The organism is Blautia sp. AM28-27 (genome assembly GCF_003480905.1).
Lineage (GTDB): Bacteria > Bacillota > Clostridia > Lachnospirales > Lachnospiraceae > Fusicatenibacter > Fusicatenibacter saccharivorans.
The window spans coordinates 752,457-774,313 of the sequence record NZ_QUJK01000001.1 but is presented as its reverse complement, the minus strand read 5'-3'; the positions used below and the strand labels follow the sequence as shown (position 1 = coordinate 774,313).

Sequence of the window (21,857 nt, the reverse complement as noted above, 5' to 3'; positions counted from 1 at the left end):
TGATAAGAAAATACCGCAGGCAACAGGTTTCCTGTCTGTTCAGGAAACCCGGTTGTCTACGGCATTCTAATCATCCAACTGCAGCACCTGCAAGTTAAATTATTCTTACTCTTCTACTGGCTCTTCGTTTTCCAGAGCTTTCATGCTCAGAGAGATTTTTTTGTCTTCCTCGTTGAAATCAACTACTTTTGCAGTGATTTCCTGTCCGATTTTCAGTGCATCAGACGGTTTCTCAACATGCTCTCTGGAAATCTGGGAAACATGAAGCAGAGCATCTACGCCCGGCTCAAGCTCAACGAATGCACCAAAGTCAGTCATACGGGCAACACAGCCTTCTACTACGTTGCCTACAGCGTATTTGTCAGCAGCGTTCAGCCACGGATTCTCTTCCGGGAATTTTAAGGAAAGAGCAATCTTGTCGCCGTTGATGTCTTTGATCAGAACTTTTACAGTCTCACCAACTTTGAATACTTTTTTCGGGTTCTCTACGCGGCCCCAGGACATCTCAGAGATGTGAAGCAGTCCGTCAGCTCCGCCCAGATCGATGAATGCGCCGAAATCGGTAACATTCTTAACAGTTCCCTCTACAACATCGCCAACTGCGATGCGTGCGAACAGTTCTTCCTGCAGTTTCTTCTTCTCAGCAACGATGAGCTGTTTGCGGTCACCGATGATGCGTCTTCTTCTCGGGTTGAACTCGGTAATAACGAATTCAATTTCCTGATCTGCATATTTAGACAGATCTTTTTCATATACATCAGATACAAGGCTGGCCGGAATGAATACTCTGGTCTCCTCAACAACTACGGATAATCCTCCGTTCAGTACCTGTGTTACTTTTGCTTTCAGAACTTCATGATTCTCGAATGCTTCCTCGAGTCTCTTGTTGCCTTTTTCAGCAGCAAGTCTCTTGTAAGTAAGAAGGACCTGTCCCTCTCCATCATTTACTTTCAGAACTTTGACTTCCATTTTGTCACCTGGCTGTGCAACGGTGTGAAGATCGATGGAAGAATCGTTGGAATATTCGTTTTTGGTAAGAATACCATCGGCTTTGTATCCGATATTCAGGATAATCTGATCGTCTTTGACATCGATTACAGTACCCTCAACGACTTCTCCGTTTCTGATTGTTTTAAATGATTCATCCAGCATTTGTTCAAAACTCATTTCTGACATTTTTTGAACCTCCTCAATTATTTTATTCGGGGTGGATGCCCCAGCTGTAATACCTACGCGACCAAATGATTGAAAAGGCTTAGATTCCAAATCAACGAGTGTCTCTATAAAGTAAGTATTTTTACATTCTTCTTTACATATCTCATACAGCTTTTGCGTGTTTGAACTATGTCTGCCTCCCACGACAAACATGGCATCAACCTTCCTGGCAATTGCTCTCGCTTCCGTCTGTCTTTCCTCGGTAGCGTTGCAGATAGTCTTTAAAACAGTACTATCATAACTCTTTTTCAAAAAAATTTCAACTAAATCTTTAAATTTGTTGTAATTAAATGTCGTCTGTGCCACAATAGATATTGGTTTTCCGTTTTCCGGCACAAACTGCTCTGCTTCTTCGGAGGTATGGATCACGGTAACCGGGCCGCTCGCCCATCCCATGATGCCCTGCACCTCCGGATGATCCGCGCTTCCGATGATAACAACATGGCGGCCTTTTCTTCCCTCTTCATCCACAATCCGGTGGATCTTCTTGACGAACGGACATGTCGCATCTACAATTTTCATGCCGCGCGCTTCGATCTTTTCGCAGACATCACGCGATACGCCATGGGAACGGATCACAACGGTTCCGCCAGAAAGCCCCTCTAGTTCATCTTCCGAAAGGATCACCTGCACACCGCGGTTTTCGAGATCCTCCACAACCTGTTCGTTGTGAATAATCGGCCCGAAGGTGTAGACCGGCTTTTCACCGCTCTCAATTTCACGGTATACCGTATCGACCGCCCGTTTGACGCCGAAGCAGAAGCCTGCACTTTTTGCAACAGTTACTTCCATCTGTTTTTCTTCTCCTCTTTTCTCTGCCGCGTTTACATGCGCTCGCGGGCAAGGCTTAAGATCTTTTCCACAACCTCATCGATCGTCATTTCAGAGCTGTCAACGAGTACGGCGTCTTCTGCCTGTACCAGCGGGGAATGCTCTCTGTGCATGTCCTGATAATCACGCTCATTGATATCTTCCTCGATTTTCGCAAGATCGGCTGTCTGTCCCTTTTCGGTCAGCTCTTTCCAGCGGCGCAGTGCGCGGACATGGGCACTTGCTGTCAGATAGACTTTCAACGGTGCGTTCGGCAGAACGGCAGTTCCGATATCGCGGCCGTCCATCACAAGATCCGTATTCTCCGCCATCTCCTGCTGCAGCTCCACGAGTTTTTTTCGTACTTCCAGATAGGCGCTTGTCGCGGATGCCATCTTTCCAGCCTCCTCGGTGCGCAGTCTTCCGGTGACATTGACGCCGTTTAAATAAACCTGCTGCTCTCCGTTTTCGTAGGAAATGGAAATTTTCACATCTTTGCAGGCTGCCTCAATTTTTTCCTGCTCTTCCGGTGCAATGCCAAGATCCGAAAAATAGATGCCCATGGCACGGTACATTGCTCCTGTATCAACGTAGACAAACGAAAGCTCCTTTGCCACACGTTTTGCGATTGTACTTTTGCCAGCGCCTGCCGGTCCGTCAATTGCAAGATTAAATCTCATCTTCTCTCTTCCTCCTGAAAATTCTAAAATCTGTGATCCATATTTTATTCCTGTTCTTCCTTTGCCCGGATCTCTTCGGCTGCAGCGTGGGCACTTGCCCAGGCAATCTGCAGATTGAAGCCGCCGGTCAGTGCATCGAGATCGAGCACTTCTCCTACGAAGTACAGACCTTCTTTTTTCTTTGCCTCCATCGTGCCCGGACGGATCTCTTTCACGGAAACACCACCCTGTGTGATAATTGCTTCACGGAAGCCCCGTGTTCCGGTTACTGTAAACGGGAAATGCGTGATCAGCTCTTCAAAGTGCTGACGCTCCGCTTTCGATACGGCATTGACCTGTTTGTACGGGTCGATCCCGCCAAGAGAGAGCATCACCGGAAGCAGTTTCGCCGGGAACAGACTGTTGATCACGTTGCGGAACTGTTTGTTTCGGTTTTCTTCAAATTCACGCAGGATCCGCGCATCCAGCTGTTCTTCCGTGAGTGCCGGCTTCAGGTTCAGATATCCTTTCAGCGGCTGCTGTTCCAGTGCTTTTCCGATGTAGGAGCTCGCAGAAAGCCCCAGCGGGCCGGAAATTCCAAAATGTGTAAACAGCATCTCGCCGAATCCATCGAACAGCGTCTTTTTGCCGTTTTTAATCGTCATCGTCACATTTTTCAGGGAGAGTCCCTGCAGCTCACGGATGTACGCTTCCTCTGTTTCCAGCGGCACCAGCGCCGGGCGGAGCGGAGTGACGGCAAGTCCTGCCTCTTCTGCGAAACGGTAGCCGTCTCCATCCGACCCCGTCGTCTGGTACGACATACCGCCGGTTGCGACAACGACATCATCGTAAAAAAGCTCTTTCCCGTTTTCCAGGCGGATTCCTTTCACGCGGTCTCCTTCGAAAAGAAGCTCTTTTACTTTTGTATTCTTATGCACCTGCACATTTTTCCGTTTCAGTTCCGTCTCCAGCGCGCGGATAATATCCGAGGAGTGATCTGACTCCGGGAATACACGGTTTCCGCGCTCCACTTTTAAGCGGACACCTGCCGCTTCGAAAAACTCCTGCACCTGGGCGCTGTCAAAGCTGTAGGCGGAGCTGTACAGAAATTTCGGGTTTGTCACCACATTCGTGAAGAACTCTTCTGTCGGGCAGTCGTTTGTCACATTGCAGCGGCCCTTTCCTGTGATAAACAGCTTCTTTCCCAGCTTTTCATTTTTTTCATAGAGATGAATCTCTGTCTTTTCGCCGGCGGCAAGCACGGCGGTCATCATTCCGGCGGCGCCTCCGCCGATTACTGCTGCTTTTCTCATGCTTTCTCCTTTACCGGCAGAGCTGCCTTTTTTCCGCCCATGGGACGTGCATCGTCCAGCCCGTTGATTTCATCGTTGCTGTAAACCTGGTACTCATCCCACAGTTTTTCCATGCTCTCAAGTGTCTTTTTCACATCCGCCTGGCGTTTCATGCAGAGCGCCACGACAAGCGCATTGATTACACTCAAAGGGGCCACCAGAGAATCGACGATCGATGCCATATCGCTCTTGGCAATCAGCGTACAGGCTGCATAAACATTCATCGGTGAATGCACACTGTCTGTGATCGTAATTACCTTCGCTTTGCGGCTGTTCGCAAATTCCAGTGCCTTCATCGTACGCATCGAATACCGCGGGAAGCTGATGCCGATCACCACATCATCCTCCGTGATGCGGATCATCTGCTCGAAAATCTCGCTGGAACTGTTTGTCTGTACCTGGCGCACATCCGGGAAAATCATATGGAGATAGAACGCCAGAAAGCTCGCAAGCGGCGCGCAGCTCCGAATGCCGACAATGTAGATTGTCCGCGCAGAAAGAATCGTATCCGCAGCGCGCTCAAAGGCGCTCCGGTCCACTTCTTCCAGCGTCATCTTGATTTTTTCAATATCCGACTGCAGGACGGTCTCCAGAATTTCTCCCTGCGGCACGCGGCCATACGTAAACTGCATCCGCTGCACTGAATTCAGACGATTCATCACCATCTCCTCCAGTGCGCGCTGGAACTCCGGATATCCCGCGTAGCCAAGCTGCATCGCAAAGCGAACCGTTGTCGATTCGCTGACGCCGACCTGCTGTCCCAGGCGCGCTGCCGTCATCGATACGGCCTGGTCATAATGTGCCGTAATAAAATCTGCCAGCCTCTTCTGTCCTTTGCTCAACTTTCCGTAATTTTGATTCAGACGAATGAGGAGATTCTCGTTCGCTGCCTTCTGCTCTTCTGAAGAAGACTGTTCTTTTTCTTTTTTCATGTTATTTTCTTCCTGATTTGTTTTTCCGATCTGCAAATGCCGTTCGGCATCCACATTTCTTCTTTTGGGGGCATCCTGATTCTTTTTCGGACACACCTCAATCTTTTGAATTATAACACGAATAAATTACTGGCGCAATGGCTGAAAAGCTGAAAAGGAAAGCCGGTGTTCTGCATTCCCTTTTTACGGGGAACACAGAACACCGGCTGATTTTTTTTACTCAGATTTTATTTAGACCGGATATGCGCCGTCTTTTTTGTCAGCGGCTGCCGGATCTACTTTTGTCTGCTGTGCTTCACGATATTTGAAGAAGTCTACAGCTACCTGCGGGAACAGAGCATAGGTTAATACATCCTCATCCTGCTGTTTCCACTGCTCGATCTCTTTCTCCAGTTTTGGAAGCTCCGGCTCAAGCAGGTCTGCGTAGCGGCAGGTGATCGGCTCGGTATCGCCGATGCATTTCTTCTGTACTTCCGGATTGAACGGTTTTACAGTTGCACCGTATTTTCCGGCAAGAACGTCTTTTGTCTCTTTCGTTACCATCTTGTAACGCTCGCCCATCAGGACATTGAATACAGCCTGGGTACCAACGATCTGGGAAGACGGAGTAACCAGCGGGCACTCGCCGAGGTCTTTTCTTACGCGCGGTACTTCTTCGAGTACATCGTAGTATTTGTCCTCTGCGTGCTGCTCTTTTAACTGGCTTGTCAGGTTGGAGAGCATACCGCCCGGTACCTGATACAGAAGAGTCTTGATATTTACGCCAAGGTTCTTCGGATTTAAGAGGCCTGTATCGAGCGCTTCGTCTCTCATCGGACGGAAGTAATCTGCGATCTCAGCCAGTTTGTTCTGATCCAGACCAGTATCGTATGGAGTGCCTTTGAAGGTTTCAACCATAACCTCAGTTGCCGGCTGTGAAGTACCCATAGCGAATGGAGACATTGCGGTATCGATGATATCAACACCAGCCTCTACTGCTTTCAGGTACGTCATGGATGCAACACCGGAAGTATAGTGGGTGTGCAGCTGAATCGGAAGATCGGTTGCTTCTTTCAGCGCGGTTACCAGCTCAGTTGCCTTGTACGGAACGAGCAGGCCTGCCATATCTTTAATACAGATGGAATCTGCACCCATCTCTTCGATTCTCTTTGCCATGGTGGTCCAGTAATCCAGGGTGTAAGCATCTCCTAAAGTATAGGAAAGTGCTACCTGTGCGTGGCCTTTTTCTTTGTTTGCTGCGCTGACAGCGGTCTGCAGGTTGCGCAGATCGTTCATACAGTCAAAAATACGGATGATGTCGATTCCGTTTGCAATGGATTTCTGTACGAAATACTCTACTACGTCGTCTGCGTACGGACGATATCCCAGGATATTCTGTCCACGGAACAGCATCTGCAGTTTTGTATTTTTGAATCCGTCACGGAGTTTTCTCAGTCTCATCCATGGATCTTCATGCAGAAAACGTAAGGAAGCATCGAAAGTTGCACCTCCCCAGCACTCTACTGCGTGATATCCGACTTTATCCATTTTATCGATGATCGGAAGCATCTGTTCTGTTGTCATTCTCGTCGCGATCAGGGACTGATGTGCATCACGCAGAACAGTTTCCATAATCTTGACAGGTTTCTTTTCTACTGCCATTTCTATCCTCCTAAATGAAGTGTTTTTCACTTTTGTTTGTCTTAAGAAGTTATACACCAAAGATCGCCATGAAGGTACCGGCCGCTACTGCTGTACCGATAACACCGGCTACGTTCGGTCCCATCGCATGCATCAGCAGGAAGTTCGTCGGATCTGCCTCAGCGCCAACCTTCTGGGATACACGGGCTGCCATCGGAACCGCAGATACACCTGCAGAACCGATCAACGGGTTGATTCTTCCATGTGTTGCCTTGCACAGTATTTTTCCTAACAGGACACCGCCTGCGGTGCCGAATACGAATGCGATCAGACCCAGGGCAACGATCTTTAAGGTGCTGACATTTAAGAATGCCTCAGCACTTGTGGATGCACCAACGGAAGTACCAAGAAGGATAACTACGATGTACATCATGGCATTGGAAGCTGTCTCCTGGAGCTGTTTTACAACGCCGCACTCACGGAACAGGTTACCAAGCATCAGCATACCTACCAGCGGAGCGGTAGATGGAAGGATCATGCAGACAACGATGGTGATAACAATCGGGAACAGGATCTTCTCGAGTTTGGATACGGAACGAAGCTGCTCCATTTTGATTTTACGCTCTTTCTCTGTAGTCAGAAGCTTCATGACCGGCGGCTGGATGATCGGCACCAGTGACATATAGGAATATGCTGCTACGGCAATCGGTCCCATCAGGTGCTGCTGTCCGAGCTTATTCAGAAGGAAGATAGAAGTCGGGCCGTCGGCACCGCCGATGATGGAGATAGCTGCTGCCTCTCTTCCGTTGAATCCCATGAAAATAGCGAAGAAGTATGCCAGATAGATACCAAGCTGTGCTGCAGCTCCCATGATGAAGCTGATCGGGTTTGCAATCAGCGGACCGAAGTCTGTCATCGCACCTACACCCATGAAGATCAGGGATGGGAGGATACTCCACTCGTCCAGAGTAAAGAAATAGTAGAACAGACCGCCCGCATGCTCAAGACCCTGTACGTCGGTATAAGGCTCAGCCATGATGTCCGGGTAAATGTTTACAAGCAGCATACCGAATGCGATCGGTACAAGAAGCAACGGCTCAAATTCATGCTTAATCGCAAGATACAAAAAGAAGCAAGCCACTGCGATCATAACGTAATTGCCCCAGTCCAGATTAAAAAACGCCGTCTGGTGAAGCAGGTTGTTTAAAGTTTCAGTAATCATTTTTTCACCTCCGGTTTTTTCTTACAACGGGCATTAGTTCATGGTTGCAAGAACGTCACCGGATTCTACTGCATCGCCTACTGCTACATTGATGGTTGCTACTGTGCCATCCTGCGGTGCTACAACCGGGATTTCCATCTTCATGGCTTCCAGTACAAGAACCGTATCGCCTGCTTTTACAGCTGCGCCTACGTTTGCTTCGATTTTGCAGATTTTACCAGGTACAGAAGCAGTAACCTCTACGCTGCCTGCTGCGCCTGCCGGAGCTGCTGCTTTCGGTGCTGCCGGTGCTGCTTTTGGTGCCGGAGCTGCTTTTGCTGCGCTGACAACTGGAGCTGCGCCTGCTGTGGTTCCTTCTTCTACAGTTACGTTATATACATTTCCGTTTACGGTAATGGTGTAGTTTTTCATTGAAAATTTCCTCCTTAAGCTCTTTTGCCTTTTCTGCGGATCGGACGTGCAACATAAGCATCTCCGGATGCAGAAGCCATATCTTCTTCATACATGGCGATTGCAGCTGTAATAACAGCCTGCAGCTCCATATCGTCTGCTTGCGGTGCTGTCTCTTCAACAACCGGTGCTGCGACAGCCTTCGGTGCTTCCTGTACAGGTGCTGCCGGTGCTTTTTTCTTCTTCTTGTCTCCCAAAATGTAATCAAACGAAGAAATAACGAAAATCAGGAAAATCAGCATAACAAATACGGTACCGATTCCGATGATGGTGTTCATGCCGGCCTGGCCGATCAGAACGCCCTTTGACTCCTCAACGGTGATGGTGAGGTCGGTCGGAACTGGTGTTCCGGTGCTGATGTTCCAGAATACGCGGACAATACCAGGATTTTTTTCAAATTCACCCGGAATTGTGCAGGTTACAAAATCTCCGTCTACTTCGAGAGTACCGTCTTCCAGGCTTTTTACCTCTCCGAGGTCAGCCTTTGCCTCTTCCCATGCCTCAGCTGCTCTTGCATAGAACTGCTGGTCGGAAGCTTCCATATTGGCAAGATCGTCATCGCTGTAGGTCATCAGGCTCTGTCCTACCCACTGAACACTGGAGGAGAGCAGAGAATCTACCGTAGATGCCTCAACCGGTGAATAAGCCGGTGTAGATGCCGCATCCGCAAAAACAGGAGCTACGGTCACAACCATGGTGCAGGCTGCGGTAAGGACGAGACTTACTAATTTTTTCCAGTTCTTTCTCATCGTATGCCACCTTCCTTAGACTGTTCCGTGTTTTCTGTCCGGTCTGTCTTCTCTCTTGGTATACAGCATCTCGAATGCGCCGATAACATATTTTCTGGTGTCTTCCGGCTCGATGATGGTGTCCACATAGCCTCTTCTGGCTGCGGAAGTTACATTGTTCTGAAGGGTTGCATATTCAGCTGCTTTCTCGTTGATGGTAGCAGCGTCAGATCCTTCGTACATGATCTTTGCTGCAGATTTTGCATCCATCATTCCGATTTCTGCGTTCGGCCATGCAAATACCATGTCTGCTCCGATGGATTTGCTGTTCATGACAACGTATGCGCTTCCGTATGCTTTGCCGACAACAACGTTTACTTTCGGAACGGTTGCGTTTGCGAAAGCTGCGGTCAGGGCTGCTGCGTTCTTAGCCATGGTTCTCTCAGAGCATTTGGTTGCCTTGAATCCGGTTACGTTTGTGATGGTAAGTACCGGGATGCAGAAAGCATCGCAGAAGTTTACGAAATCTGCTGCTTTTTTGGCTCCTCTTGCGCTTAAGGTTCCATCCATTTTCTCTTTTACAGTTCCGTCCTCGCCGTAGATTTCAGAGCGGTTTGCAACTGCTCCTACGGTTGCTCCGTTTAACTGGATGAATGCGGTTACAACATCTTTTCCGTAAGCGGCTTTGGTCTCAAAATAGATGCCGTTGTCGCTGAGCTGGGAAAGAAGGATTCCGGTATCGCCTGCGCAGTTTGCAAGGTCTGCACATGCACGGTTCAGATCATCCTCGCACTCGGTGTATGCTTCGTCCTCGTTGTTTGCCGGAAGCATAGATACCAGGTTTCTGATCTGTCCGAGGATTTCTTCCTCGGTTCCAGCAAAGTCAACAAGACCTGCTTCTTCGCCCTGGAAATCTGCGGATGCGGTATCACATTTGGATACGTGGTTTCCGTCCAGTGCGTTCGGGGAGTTTACGAAAAGTTTTCCGTTTTTAGACTCCATGAACGTGAAGTCTGTCATAGCCGGGATGAGTGCCATACCGCCGCCGCAGGTACCAAATACTGCTGTGATCTGTGGAATCACGCCGGATGCCATTGCCTGCGCCATATAGATTTCGCCGAAACCGTTCAGAGCATCAGTTGCCTCCTGCAGACGCATACCGGCACAGTCTACCAGTCCGATGACCGGAGCACCTGTTTTCTGTGCAAACTCATACAGTCTCGCGATTTTTTTTGCATGCATTTCGCCGATGGTACCGCCCATCACAGACGCATCCTGGCTGTATACGTATACCAGGCTGCCGTTGATCACACCGTAACCAGTAATTACACCATCGGATGGTGTCTCCATGCCGGCCATGTTGAAATCTGTGCTTCTGGCAGTAACCTGTCCGCCGATTTCCACAAAGCTGTTTTCATCCAGCAAAGAGGCGATTCTTGTGCTCGCTAAACTTTGTGCTGTGTTACTCATTCTTCAAACCTCCATCTTTCTATTTTCATTATAAAATTTTAAACAAATTTTATACAAGTCTATCATATCTGTTTTTTCGTTTTTTTTCAATACTTTTTCTCACCTTTTTGACAGAAAATAGACAGAAAAATTTCAGATTTTTCCTATTATAAATGGAAGGTCAAACTTGATTTTTCCCGGCCTTTCCTTTTTCAAAAAGTCCTGTTTTCTTTCCGCATCGTACAAAAAAGCCGCCCGGCGGCGGCTTTTCTTACACGTTTTTCCTTCGGTTTAATATAGTTCAATGTGAACCGGAATTCCATTCTCATACTGCATCGCCGGTTCGCCAAGAATCAGCGGACGAAGATACGCCATCATCTCCTCGGTCACATCATGACCATCTTCTGTAATCCAGGAAAGCGGCACTTTCTTTTCTTTATTTGCCACTTCCGATACCGGAACGGAGGTATACTCCACGCGGTAAGGATCCGCGGAGATTCTTCGGATCGATGCCATCTGTCCTCCCTGTTTTTCCAGTGCACACTGGCAGGCTTTCATGCCGAGCATACGGGACTCCTCAAGATCGGTCGCACTCGCAAGATGAGCCGCGCACCGCTGCATCAGGTTCAGTTCAATCGATCTTACCTTACAGCCGATACGGTCACGCACCAGCTCTTCGAGTACTTTTGCAGAACCTGCAATGTAGCTGTGCCCAAACTGATCCTGTGCATCGCTCTGCACCTGCTCAGAAACATAGCGGCCCTCGCTGTCATGGATGCCCTCGCTGATTGCAACCAGAACACTGTCCTTCTGTTCCAGTTTTTCCTGCACATCCTTTAAAAACTGTTCGGTGTCAAAGACCGGCTCGCAAAGATAGATCAGGCTCGGCCCTTCTCCGCCGTTGACACGGGACAGTGCAGACGCTGCCGTCAGCCATCCTGCGTTTCTTCCCATGACCTCCACGATGGTCACAGCCTTCTTTTCATATACATGGCAGTCTCTCTCCAGCTCTGCAAAGGTTGCTGCCAGATATTTTGCCGCAGATCCAAAGCCCGGGCAGTGATCCGTTTCGACAAGATCATTGTCAATCGTCTTTGGCGCCCCGACAACAAACACATCGTCCACACCGTTTTCTTTGCAGTACTTTGACATCTTGTCTACGGTATCCATCGAATCATTTCCGCCGATATAAATAAAATAACGGATCTCATGTCTGCGAAAAATTTGAAGTATTTCTTCAAAATCCTCCTTGTTTTCTTCCGGATCGCCCAGTTTATAACGACAGGAGCCAAGCGCTGCTGCCGGGGTCTGCATCAGAAGAGAGATTTTTTCTGCTGAATCCAGTTTTTTTCCAAGATCAAGAAATTTTTCTGCAAGCACGCCTTCAATTCCATTTACCGCACCATAAATATGATCTACTTTTCCGGACAGTACAGCACAGGAAACAACTCCTGCCACCGTTGCATTGATCGCCGCGGTCGGTCCGCCAGACTGCGCTACTAACAGATTTCGCATATGATTTTCCTCCATCTATTCCCACTACTTTCTAAAAGTTTTTCACGAAATCACTTTCGCTTCGTCCTATAGCGTACCATATTTTTTTTCTTCCGTACACCCTGTTTTGCGTTTCCGGGAAAAGCCTGTAGACTTTCACAACGGATTGCAAAGTTTTTCGTTTTTTTCTTGCAGGATTGCCCTTAAAAAGCTATAATAGAAGCAATGTCCACGAAAAGGACGCAGAAAAATATACGTTTCATCAACAAAAAAACTGGAGGTTTTTTTCATGCAGACCAAGCAAGATGGCCGTCTCGGCACCGAAAAAATCGGGAAACTGATGCTCGAACTGGCCCTTCCCTCTGTCCTCGCACAGATTGTAAATGTACTATATAACATTGTAGACCGCATTTATATCGGCCGGATTCCTGATGTTGGTTCCCTGGCACTGACCGGTGTCGGCGTCACGTTTCCGATTATCACAATCATCTCCGCCTTTGCCGGATTCGCAAGTGGAGGCGGTGCTCCTCTTGCCGCCATCGCACTCGGACAGAAAAACCGGGACCGCGCAGAAAAAATTCTTGGAAGCTCCACTTCCCTGCTGCTCTTTTTCTCCGTGTGTCTGATGGCGTTTTTCTTTTTCTTTCAGACACCGCTTCTGTACCTCTTTGGTGCAAGCAGCAACACAATCCGATACGCTTCCACGTATATTTCCATTTATCTTGTCGGAACCGTATTTGTCGAGCTGGCTGTCGGATTGAATACTTTTATCAGCTGTCAGGGACACGCACGCACGGCCATGTGCTCCGTTCTCATTGGCGCTGTTATCAACATTGGTCTTGACCCGGTTTTCATCTTCGTTCTTCATATGGGTGTTTCCGGGGCCGCACTTGCTACCATTCTCTCCCAGGCTTTAAGTGCTGCATGGGTTCTTCGGTTTCTTACCTCAAAAAAATCAGGTGTCCGCCTTTCTCTTCGCACCATGAAACCGGATTTTTCCATTTTAGGCTCTGTCATGGCACTCGGCATCTCACCATTTATCATGTCTGCAACGGAAAGTGCCATCACAATCGTCATGAACCACGGGCTGCAGACGTACGGCGGCGACCTCTATGTCGGCTCGATGACAATTCTCCAGTCGGTGCTGCAGCTGATTTTCGTACCGGTCAACGGCTTTACGAACGGTGTACAGCCGATCATCAGCTACAACTTTGGTGCAGGCCAGTTTGACCGTGTCCGCCAGACAATCCGGCGCATGATCGCCATTACTTTTACTGCCGCTTTCGTCTACGTTGTATTCGCAATGCTTCGTCCGGCTCTTTTTGCCGGTCTTTTCACGACTGACCCGGAACTGATTGTCATCGTAGAGAAGGTACTTCCGGTTTACATTGCCGGCATGGCAATTTTCGGACTGCAGAGCGGCGTACAGAGTTCCTTCCTCGGTCTTGGCCAGGCGAAGATTTCTCTTTTTATTGCACTGCTTCGAAAAGTCATCCTTCTGATTCCGCTTGCACTCATTCTGCCGCATTTCTTCGGTGTCATGGGCGTTTACTATGCAGAACCGATCGCTGATGTATGTTCTGTTATCACTGCCGTTACGCTGTTTCTCTGCAATATCCGGAAAATTCTTTCAACGGAAACACTTGCAAAAGTAACTCATACCGAAGAGTGACAAAAGAGGCGCTCTGCGACCTTTTCCATGCACCACCCATAATCAATTTTCTCGATCGTTTCGGCTGCATAGACGGGATATTCCGCGAGAAGAATCCCGTCGATCGAATACGTAACCGAACCGACCTTTTCTCCTTTCTTTACCGGGGCTTTCAAAAGCTCCGGTAAAAAAATGTCTTTTTCCGGTATTTCTGTCTCTTTCAGAAGAGCGGGAAGCGAGCGCGCCGGATCAAGCGCCGGACTTGTAAGGGTAAGGCGGGCGCTGCTTTTTACCTGCAGCATCCCGTCGTAAACACCGTCTGCTACTTCAATCTGCCCTGGGTTCCAGCTATGGTCCAGCACGTCACGATACATATACGATTCCAGCCCGTAGTTTAAAAGCTTTGCGGCATCCGCCCATTTATAGTTTTTATGGCTGGGCCATCCGCATGCAAGCAACGACACAATCAGACGCTTTCCATCCCGCTCCAGCGCACCGGTATAACAGTAACCGGCTTTTGCCGTGAAGCCGGTTTTTCCCGAAACAGCTCCATCCATCTGATCCAGCAGTGCGTTGTGATTATAGCAGTTGAACATGTTTTTCTTTTCCAGATCCCAGAAGGTATAGGACCGCGTCTGCGTCACTGCGAGAAACTGGGCGGCTTTCGGTGAAATCCAGACACAGTATCGCATGATCCGTGCCAGATCAGCTGCTGTCGTGTGGTGATCTCCGCCTGCGTCAGAAGCATCGAGACCGTTCGGCGTCACAAAATGCGTATCCGTACAGCCGATTGCTGCGGCTTTTTCATTCATAAGCGATGCAAATTCCTCTACACTTCCGCCGATGGTCTCTGCAATCATTACCGCCGCGTCGTTATGCGATTCCAGCATCAGGGAATACAGAAGATCGCCAAGCAGAAACTGTTCTCCCTCCCGCACACCGAGATGTACTTTCGGCGCTGCGGCTGCTTTAGCCGATGCAGTTGCGACCGTCTGCTCTTGTCCGTTTTCCAGTGCCAGAATGCATGTCATGATTTTCGTTGTGCTCGCCATTGCCATAGGATCTGTCTCGCGTTTTCCGAACAGCACACGGCCGGTATCGCCATCCATCAGGCATGCCGCCGTTGCAAACAGCTGATTCGGCTCGCTCTCCTGCTCTGTCGCAGTCACGGACACACTTCCCAAAAACAGAAGCAGGATTCCCAGGAAAAAACCTGTCTTGTTTCTTCTTTTTCTGTTCAAAATCAGATCCCCCTTGTGTTTTTTCTCTTTAAAAATGGAAAAGCCGGACGCTCTTTTGGGACCGGCTTTTTGTCTGCTTCTTCTTCATTATATGAGGTTTCCTGCAAAATCATGGTAAAATTTCACAAAGTTATTGACACTGCGATCCATATCATGTATAATTCCCCGTGTTTGTATAGAATTACTAAACTTTTTGTTTATTTTTACTGAGATTTCCTGAGAATCCGTATTCAGCAAAAGGATCCCGGGAAAGACTTTGGATGCAGAAAGGATTTTTTATGGAAATCGGAAAAAAAATCAGGGAACTGCGGATGTGGAAAGGGCTGACGCAGGAGGAACTGGCAGATCGGAGCGAGCTGTCAAAGGGATTTATTTCCCAGCTTGAAAACGATGTGACCTCTCCCTCGATCGCCACGCTGGTTGATGTTCTTACCTGCCTTGGAACGGATCTAAAAACGTTTTTCGGCGAAGAGCAGGACAATCAGGTTGTCTTTTGCGAAGAAGATTACTTTGTAAAGACCGCTGAAGCGCAGGGCAACGAGATCGCATGGATCGTTCCGAATGCACAGAAAAACAGGATGGAGCCAATCCGGCTGACGCTGCAAAGCGGCGCGTGCACCGAGATTGATTCACCGCATGAAGGCGAGGAATTCGGCTATGTACTTTCCGGCCGTATTCTCCTTCATCTTGGAGATGAATGCCACAAAGTGAAGAAAGGGGAAAGCTTCTACTATCCCGCTTCCTGTAATCACTATCTGGAAAATCCGGGTAAAACACCGGCCATCATTCTCTGGGTCAGTTCACCGCCTTATTTTTAGATTTTTTACACCGCGTGATTTTCACGAGAAACGGTGTTCCAAATTTCACAACCCGAAAGGAGCATATTACACATGAGTACCAAATTACTTGATCTGGTCAACATCACAAAATCGTACGACGGAGTTACCATTCTGGATGATCTGAATCTTTATATCCGTGAAAACGAATTTCTTACCCTCCTTGGCCCGAGCGGCTGCGGAAAAACAACCACATTACGTATCCTCGGCGGTTTTGAGACACCGGATGCCGGAAAGGTTTTATTTAACGGACAGGATATCACCCAGCTTCCGCCGAACAAACGCCAGTTAAATACGGTGTTCCAGAAATATGCTCTTTTCACGCATATGACAATTGCGGAAAACATTGCTTTCGGGCTGAAAATCAAAGGAAAATCCAAAGCATATATCGATGACAAAATCAAATACGCATTAAAACTTGTTAACCTTGAGGGTTACGAAAACCGCTCCCCGGCGCTTCTCTCCGGCGGCCAGCAGCAGCGAATCGCCATTGCGCGCGCGATTGTCAACGAACCAAAAGTTCTGCTTCTGGATGAGCCGCTCGGCGCACTTGACTTAAAGCTCCGTCAGGATATGCAGTACGAGTTGATCCGTCTGAAAAACGAGCTTGGTATCACCTTTGTCTATGTCACCCATGATCAGGAAGAGGCGCTTACTATGTCGGACACGATTGTTGTCATGAACCAGGGTTATATCCAGCAGATCGGCACACCGGAAGACATCTACAATGAGCCGCAGAACGCATTCGTTGCAGACTTCATCGGTGACAGCAACATTCTCGACGGCATCATGATTGAGGACCGTCTCGTCGAGATTCTCGGTGCGAAGTTCGAGTGCGTTGATGTCGGATTCGGCAAAAACAAACCGATCGACGTTGTGATCCGCCCGGAGGATATTGATCTTGTGAAGCCGGAGGAAGGTACCATCCGCGGACGTGTCACCCATCTGATTTTCAAAGGTGTTCACTATGAGATGGAGGTTACGGTGAACGGCTTTGAGCTTCTCGTTCACTCTACCGATCTGTTCCCGGTCGGACAGGAAGTCGGCATTCACGTCGATCCGTTCGATATCCAGATTATGAACAAACCGGAATCCGAAGATGAGGAGGCGGCAGCCATTGAAGAGTAATAAATTAAAGAAATGGCTGGCAGCACCGTATGCCGTCTGGGCTGCCGGTTTCATCATCATCCCGCTGATCCTGATTCTCTACTATGCGTTCACCGGGGAAGAAGGCGGCTTTACCCTTTCGAATTTCGCCTACGTTGCGACGAAGGAAAACATCAAGGCACTCGGCCTGGCGCTGTGGCTGTCGCTTCTTAGCACCGCGCTCTGTCTTTTGCTTGCCTATCCGCTTGCCATGATTCTGGCAAACCGGAATGTCAATCAGACCAGCTTTATTGTGCTGATCTTCATTCTCCCGATGTGGATGAATTTTCTGCTCCGTACGCTTGCATGGCAGACACTGCTTGAGAAAAACGGCGTCATCAACAGCATCCTCGCGTTTTTCCATCTGCCCGGCATTTCCATCATCAATACGCCGGGAGCGATCATTCTCGGTATGGTGTATAACTTCCTGCCGTTTATGGTTCTGCCGATCTACAATGTTCTGATTAAGATCGACCGTGATGTCATCAACGCAGCAAGGGACCTCGGAGCAAACAGTGTGCAGACGTTTCTGAAAGTAACGCTGCCGCTCACCACGCCGGGTATCGTAAGCGGTATTACCATGGTATTCATCCCGGCGCTTACAACCTTTGTTATTTCCGACCTGCTCGGCGGAAGCAAGATCCTTCTGATCGGAAACGTCATCGAGCAGGAGTTCAAACAGACCAACAACTGGAATGCCGGAAGTGCACTCTCCACAGTCCTGATGATCTTCATCATCCTGTCGATGGTTCTGATGAACAAATACGATAAAGACGGGGAGGGAACGGCATTTTGAGAAAGAAACTGGAAAAAATTTACATGGCGCTCATTTTTATTCTTCTGTATGCGCCGATTGTCACCCTTGTGGTGCTCTCCTTTAACGCTTCAAAAACGCGTGCCAAATGGGGCGGCTTCACCCTGCACTGGTACCGCTCACTGTTTGCCAATACAGAGATCATGAATGCGCTGTATACGACACTGATCATCGCGCTTCTTGCCTCTGCGATTGCGACTGTGCTTGGAACGCTTGCGTGCATCGGCATCAACAGCATGTCGAAAAAGAGCCGGACGGTTTTCATGGGCATCACCAATATTCCGATGCTGAACGGTGAGATCGTCATGGGTATCTCGCTGATGCTGCTCTTTATCATCTGCCGCATTCAGCTTGGATTCGGTACCATTCTGATGGCACATATTACGTTCAATGTTCCTTACGTTATCTTGAGCGTTATGCCGAAATTAAAGCAGACGAACAAATCGACGTACGAGGCAGCTCTCGATCTTGGTGCCTCTCCGCTGCATGCATTCTGGAAAGTTATCTTCCCGGACATCATGCCGGGCGTTGTTTCGGGCTTTCTGCTCTCCTTTACGATGTCCCTCGATGATTTCGTTATCACCTACTTCACCAAGGGACCGGGCGTTGATACGCTCTCCACAAAGATTTATGCCGAAGTCCGCAAGGGAATCAAGCCGGAGATGTACTCGCTCTCCACGATTCTTTTTGTCACCGTACTGCTTCTGCTGCTCCTTGTGAATGTGAATCCTTCTCCGAAGGAAGAAAAAGAGGAGGCAAAAGAGCGCGAGGCTATGGCGAAGAAGGGCATCCGTTTCCGCATCACGAAACGGGTGGTCTTCCGCCGGATTCTTCCGATCGCCATGGTGCTTGTCATCGGCGGCGGCGGTATTTACTACGGAAGCCAGAATGCTTCAGCCGGCGGCTCCCAGCAGCTGATTGTGTACAACTGGGGCGAATATATGGATTCTGATGTCATCGATATCTTTGAGGAAGAAACCGGTATCCACGTTGTTTACGAGGAGTATGAGACGAACGAAATCATGTATCCGAAGATCAAATCCGGTGCGATTTCCTACGATCTTGTCTGCCCGTCCGACTATATGATTCAGAAGATGATCCAGAACGATCTGCTGCAGCCGATCAACTTTGACCATATTCCGAACGCTTCCAACATTGGAGATATGTACTACGAGACTTCCGAGCAGTTCGACCCGGGCAATCTCTACTCGATCCCGTACTGCTGGGGAACAGTTGGTATTCTGTACAACAAAAAAATGGTAAGCGAGCCGATCGACTCCTGGTCTGTTCTGTGGGATACCAATTACCGCGACAGCATTCTGATGCAGGACAGCGTGCGCGATGCGTTTGCTGTTGCTTTAAAGGATCTGGGATACTCCTTAAACTCCACCAATATCAAGGAGCTGACGGAGGCGAAGGATCTGCTTGTGACACAGAAACCTCTCGTGCAGGCGTACGTTGTGGATCAGGTGCGTGACAAGATGATCGGAAATGAGGCGGCTATCGGCGTTATTTACTCCGGTGAAGCTATCTACACGAAGCGTGAAAACCCGGATCTGGAATACGTTGTTCCAAAAGAAGGCTCCAACGTCTGGATCGATTCCTGGTGCATTCCAAAAGATGCGCAGCATGTCGAGAACGCAGAGAAATTCCTGAATTTCCTCTGCCGGCCGGACATCGCACTGAAAAACTTTGAGTATATTACCTACTCTACGCCGAATGATGCGGCGCGTGAACTGATTGAGGATGACGATATCCGAAACAGTGAAATCGCCTTCCCGGATGAGGAAACGCTTGCACGGTGCGAAACCTTTACGTATCTTGGCGATGATGCCGATGAGGTTTACAACCAGCTGTGGCGTGAAGTAAAATCAAATTAAAGATCTGCTTTCGGACAAAAAAAGATCCCGGTCAGGAATTCTTAGGAAAGATTCCTGCCGGGATTTTTCTATTCTTACTGTTGCTCTCAAAAGTCTGTTTTAATCAAAATTGTGGTCAAAGCGCGGGGAAAGCGTTCCGTTTCCATGGAGCACTTCATCCAGCTTTACAAGCTCCTGCGGCGCCTCTGCAAGCGCTCTTTCGTACAGGTGGACAAGATTCCGTGTGCCCGCTTCGCATTCCTTCTGAGGCCTTCCAGGCATCACACGGCCGCCCATCGAATCATAGCAGCCGACCAGTTTCATCGCTCCAAGAAGAAGGCTTCTTACCGCACTGCTGCGGCAGATCGTGATTCTCGTCCAGAGCTTCATGCCCTTCAGGCATTCGACAATTTCTGTTTCCCCGATTTCCGGAAAACAGCGGTGGATGACCTTGTTGCCGTCGGTGTGCGGGCAGATCGGCGATGCCGGACGGTATACGAGCGGATCGAGACCGTCCTCCAGCATGAAGTACTGGTCAAGGCTCGTCTCAATCTTTGCATGGGAAATTCCAGTGTGATCCACAAATTTCCCGATATACGGATGACACGTCGAATCGAGAAGGTAATGGCAGGCAAAGCCTAACAGATACGCTTCCATCGCCTCTGACGGGCTCTGCTGATACTTTTTCACCTCATCCTCGAACAGAACGGAAGCCGTCTGCTCATGCAGAAACGTTCCGTAATCAGACACACGGTTTTTCGAGAACGGATGGTAATAAAAGAAGATATCCGGCCCGTGCAGTCCGATCAGATACAATTTTTTGTTTTCTCGAATGATCTTTTTCAAATTTGCCGGAAGCTGTTCATAGACTTCTCTTCCGAACCTGTCGTGTGCGTACGTAGTAGGCATATCGGTATCTCCCTTCTTTTTTCTCCTGCCGGATCAGACATCCAGCTTGATCTGCATTTCCTCTTCCACTTCTGCGCGGAAGTCCTCCATCTTGACCGGACTGATCTCCGGCAGATTGTCGGTGGAATCGACGCCGAAGTTCCGCAGGAATTCTTCGGTCGTGCCGAACACAATCGGGCGGCCCGGCGCGTCGAGACGGCCAAGCTCCTGCACCAGATTGTACTCCACCAGTTTGTTGACCGCGTGATCGCTCTTGACGCCGCGGATCTTGTCGATCTCCTGCTTCGTGACCGGCTGCTTGTAGGCAATGATCGAGAGGGTCTCCATCATGACGTCGGTCAGAACCGCCTTCTTCGGCTGCATGGCGATGTTGACAAGATAATCATAATATTCCTGTTTCGTGCACATCTGATACGCATTTTCAAGCTCCACGATGTGGATGCCGCGGTCTTTCGTATTATATTTTTCCATCATATGGTTCAGAATCCTGCGGGTCGTCTCCGTGTCATGGCCGATCGCTTTTGCAATCCTTCCCAGCTCCACGGAATCTCCCATCGCAAAAAGGACTGCCTCGATGGCTGCTTCCGCCTCCTCGACCGAAGAGGGGCGTCTTGCCTCACCCAGGGCAGTTTCTTTATTCCTGTTCTGTTCTTCCATCTGTCTTGTCCTCACTGTCTGTCTCGTCTGTATACGGCACAACTACGGTGTCTTCATCCTCCAGGGATTCAATCAGGATATCCCCGAAAAGCTCCTCCTGGCTGATCCGGATTTTGCCGGTTTTCATCAGCTCCAGGATTGCAAGGAAGGTGACAATCACATGCACCTTGCCCGGCTGGGATTCCAAAAGGTCGCGGAAGCTGAAGCGGCGTTTTTTAACAGCAAACTGCTCGACATACGTCATCTTGTCCGGCAGGCTGACCTCTTCTTTTTCGATCTTTCCGAACTTGCTTCGGATCGGGTCGATCTTGTCCTCCTGGCGCTTTAAAATCATTTTATAGATCGTATGGAGCTTCGCGAGAGAAATCTGCGAGAGAAGCTCGGAGGTGTCGACCGGCGTCCTGTACTCCAGCACTTCTCTTGGAAGCGTCGGCTCCTTGTACACGGAACGGCTCGCCTCGTTCATGCGGTCACGCAGCTCGTACGACATGTACTTGTACATTTTGTACTCTAAAAGCTGCTGCACCAGCTCGGCTCTCGGGTCCTCTTCCTCGCCTTCCTCATTCACTTCTTTCGGAAGCAGCATGCGGCATTTGATATCCAGAAGCGTCGCCGCCATGACCATGAACTCGCTCATGATGTCGAGGTCTTCCCGCTCCATCTGATGAATGTATTCCAGATACTGGTCCGTAATCTCTACAATGGGGATATCGTAAATATCTATTTTGTTTTTATCGATCAGGTGAAGAAGAAGGTCCAGCGGTCCTTCAAACACCGGAAGCTTTACTGGTATCGCCATGTGCTCTGTTCTCC

19 protein-coding genes are annotated in these 21,857 nt (G+C 49.0%); 5 read left to right on the top strand and 14 right to left on the bottom strand.

The window, feature by feature from the left end:
* Nucleotides 1-105 precede the first annotated feature (105 nt).
* From DW743_RS03710 to DW743_RS03665, 10 genes are all read right to left on the bottom strand, one after another.
* Complete coding sequence (locus tag DW743_RS03710; protein WP_055226380.1) at nucleotides 106-2,007, bottom strand: bifunctional 4-hydroxy-3-methylbut-2-enyl diphosphate reductase/30S ribosomal protein S1; 1,902 nt, start codon at nucleotides 2,005-2,007, stop codon at nucleotides 106-108.
* A gap of 32 nt (nucleotides 2,008-2,039) precedes the next feature.
* A complete protein-coding gene (cmk, locus tag DW743_RS03705) occupies nucleotides 2,040-2,705 on the bottom strand; it encodes a (d)CMP kinase (RefSeq protein WP_022462337.1) in 666 nt (221 codons plus the stop codon).
* A 44-nt stretch (nucleotides 2,706-2,749) separates the two neighbouring features.
* A complete protein-coding gene (locus DW743_RS03700) occupies nucleotides 2,750-3,997 on the bottom strand; it encodes an NAD(P)/FAD-dependent oxidoreductase (RefSeq protein ID WP_022462336.1) in 1,248 nt (415 codons plus the stop codon).
* Nucleotides 3,994-4,968, bottom strand: coding sequence for a MurR/RpiR family transcriptional regulator (locus tag DW743_RS03695; protein WP_022462335.1), 975 nt, complete (start codon nucleotides 4,966-4,968; stop codon nucleotides 3,994-3,996). The genes DW743_RS03700 and DW743_RS03695 overlap by 4 nt, the downstream gene beginning before the upstream one ends.
* A 231-nt stretch (nucleotides 4,969-5,199) precedes the next feature.
* Nucleotides 5,200-6,609, bottom strand: a complete 1,410-nt coding sequence (locus DW743_RS03690; protein ID WP_022462334.1) for an oxaloacetate decarboxylase subunit alpha — start codon at nucleotides 6,607-6,609, stop codon at nucleotides 5,200-5,202.
* 49 nt (nucleotides 6,610-6,658) lie between these two features.
* Nucleotides 6,659-7,810, bottom strand: coding sequence for a sodium ion-translocating decarboxylase subunit beta (locus tag DW743_RS03685; protein WP_055226382.1), 1,152 nt, complete (start codon nucleotides 7,808-7,810; stop codon nucleotides 6,659-6,661).
* 33 nt (nucleotides 7,811-7,843) lie between these two features.
* A complete protein-coding gene (locus DW743_RS03680; protein ID WP_117760327.1) occupies nucleotides 7,844-8,221 on the bottom strand; it encodes a biotin/lipoyl-containing protein in 378 nt (125 codons plus the stop codon).
* A gap of 14 nt (nucleotides 8,222-8,235) precedes the next feature.
* Nucleotides 8,236-9,009, bottom strand: coding sequence for an OadG family protein (locus DW743_RS03675; RefSeq protein WP_117509005.1), 774 nt, complete (start codon nucleotides 9,007-9,009; stop codon nucleotides 8,236-8,238).
* Between the two features lie 15 nt (nucleotides 9,010-9,024).
* The gene (locus DW743_RS03670) at nucleotides 9,025-10,458 is read right to left on the bottom strand and encodes an acyl-CoA carboxylase subunit beta (RefSeq protein ID WP_022462330.1); all 1,434 of its coding nucleotides are present in this window, start codon (nucleotides 10,456-10,458) and stop codon (nucleotides 9,025-9,027) included.
* A 270-nt stretch (nucleotides 10,459-10,728) separates the two neighbouring features.
* The gene (locus DW743_RS03665) at nucleotides 10,729-11,952 is read right to left on the bottom strand and encodes a 6-phosphofructokinase (RefSeq protein ID WP_055226388.1); all 1,224 of its coding nucleotides are present in this window, start codon (nucleotides 11,950-11,952) and stop codon (nucleotides 10,729-10,731) included.
* Nucleotides 11,953-12,220: 268 nt separating this feature from the next.
* On the opposite strand from DW743_RS03665, the gene DW743_RS03660 reads away from it, so the two are divergent.
* Nucleotides 12,221-13,603 carry an MATE family efflux transporter gene (locus DW743_RS03660; protein ID WP_055226390.1) on the top strand — a complete coding sequence of 461 codons (1,383 nt, stop codon included), beginning with the start codon at nucleotides 12,221-12,223 and terminating at the stop codon, nucleotides 13,601-13,603.
* Here DW743_RS03660 and DW743_RS03655 read toward each other — a convergent pair.
* Nucleotides 13,588-14,823 (bottom strand): D-alanyl-D-alanine carboxypeptidase family protein, encoded by a 1,236-nt coding sequence (locus DW743_RS03655; protein ID WP_226906314.1) that lies wholly within the window; start codon nucleotides 14,821-14,823, stop codon nucleotides 13,588-13,590. The two genes, DW743_RS03660 and DW743_RS03655, sit on opposite strands and share 16 nt — an antisense overlap.
* A gap of 278 nt (nucleotides 14,824-15,101) precedes the next feature.
* On the opposite strand from DW743_RS03655, the gene DW743_RS03650 reads away from it, so the two are divergent.
* From DW743_RS03650 to DW743_RS03635, 4 genes are all read left to right on the top strand, one after another.
* Entirely contained in the window at nucleotides 15,102-15,641 is a 540-nt protein-coding gene (locus DW743_RS03650) for a cupin domain-containing protein (RefSeq protein WP_055226534.1), read from the top strand.
* Nucleotides 15,642-15,713: 72 nt separating this feature from the next.
* Nucleotides 15,714-16,787, top strand: a complete 1,074-nt coding sequence (locus DW743_RS03645) for an ABC transporter ATP-binding protein (protein ID WP_117509007.1) — start codon at nucleotides 15,714-15,716, stop codon at nucleotides 16,785-16,787.
* The gene (locus tag DW743_RS03640) at nucleotides 16,759-17,601 is read left to right on the top strand and encodes an ABC transporter permease (RefSeq protein WP_055218051.1); all 843 of its coding nucleotides are present in this window, start codon (nucleotides 16,759-16,761) and stop codon (nucleotides 17,599-17,601) included. The genes DW743_RS03645 and DW743_RS03640 overlap by 29 nt, the downstream gene beginning before the upstream one ends.
* Nucleotides 17,602-17,624: 23 nt before the next feature.
* Nucleotides 17,625-19,499, top strand: a complete 1,875-nt coding sequence (locus DW743_RS03635) for an extracellular solute-binding protein (protein WP_416388103.1) — start codon at nucleotides 17,625-17,627, stop codon at nucleotides 19,497-19,499.
* A 99-nt stretch (nucleotides 19,500-19,598) separates the two neighbouring features.
* On the opposite strand, the gene DW743_RS03630 is transcribed toward DW743_RS03635, so the two are convergent.
* Genes DW743_RS03630 through DW743_RS03620 form a run of 3 tightly spaced genes read right to left on the bottom strand, consistent with a single transcriptional unit; the run spans nucleotide 19,599 to nucleotide 21,843 of the window.
* Complete coding sequence (locus DW743_RS03630; RefSeq protein WP_117760329.1) at nucleotides 19,599-20,387, bottom strand: zinc dependent phospholipase C family protein; 789 nt, start codon at nucleotides 20,385-20,387, stop codon at nucleotides 19,599-19,601.
* Nucleotides 20,388-20,420: 33 nt separating this feature from the next.
* Nucleotides 20,421-21,044 carry an SMC-Scp complex subunit ScpB gene (gene scpB, locus DW743_RS03625; RefSeq protein WP_055226398.1) on the bottom strand — a complete coding sequence of 208 codons (624 nt, stop codon included), beginning with the start codon at nucleotides 21,042-21,044 and terminating at the stop codon, nucleotides 20,421-20,423.
* Nucleotides 21,022-21,843, bottom strand: a complete 822-nt coding sequence (locus tag DW743_RS03620) for a segregation and condensation protein A (protein ID WP_022462320.1) — start codon at nucleotides 21,841-21,843, stop codon at nucleotides 21,022-21,024. The genes scpB and DW743_RS03620 overlap by 23 nt, the downstream gene beginning before the upstream one ends.
* Nucleotides 21,844-21,857: the final 14 nt, after the last annotated feature.